This is a genomic window from Mesorhizobium sp. M7A.F.Ca.MR.362.00.0.0 (assembly GCF_004023175.1).
Taxonomy (GTDB): domain Bacteria; phylum Pseudomonadota; class Alphaproteobacteria; order Rhizobiales; family Rhizobiaceae; genus Mesorhizobium.
Map to the genome: position 1 here is coordinate 1 of NZ_RZTF01001126.1, position 238 is coordinate 238.

General features: G+C 73.1%; 1 protein-coding gene. It reads left to right on the forward strand.

From position 1 onward, the window contains the following. On the forward strand, positions 1-238 hold a 238-nt coding region (locus tag EOC06_RS39360), incomplete at both ends, for an ATP-binding cassette domain-containing protein (RefSeq protein ID WP_164899111.1).

Below are 238 nucleotides of genomic sequence, written 5' to 3' on the forward strand. Positions count from 1 at the left end.
CGCCAGCCTGCGCCGCAGCGAGGTGAGAGCCCGCGTCGGCGACCTGCTGGCCTCGGTTCGCCTCGCCGGCGCCACGGCCGAGCAGAAGTCGCGCTCGCTGTCCGGCGGCCAGCGGCAACGGGCGGCGATCGCGCGCGCCTTCGCCGGCGTGCCGAAGGTCGTCGTGCTCGATGAACCGACCTCGGCACTCGACGTCTCCGTCCAGGCGACCGTTCTCAACCTGCTCAACGACCTGCAG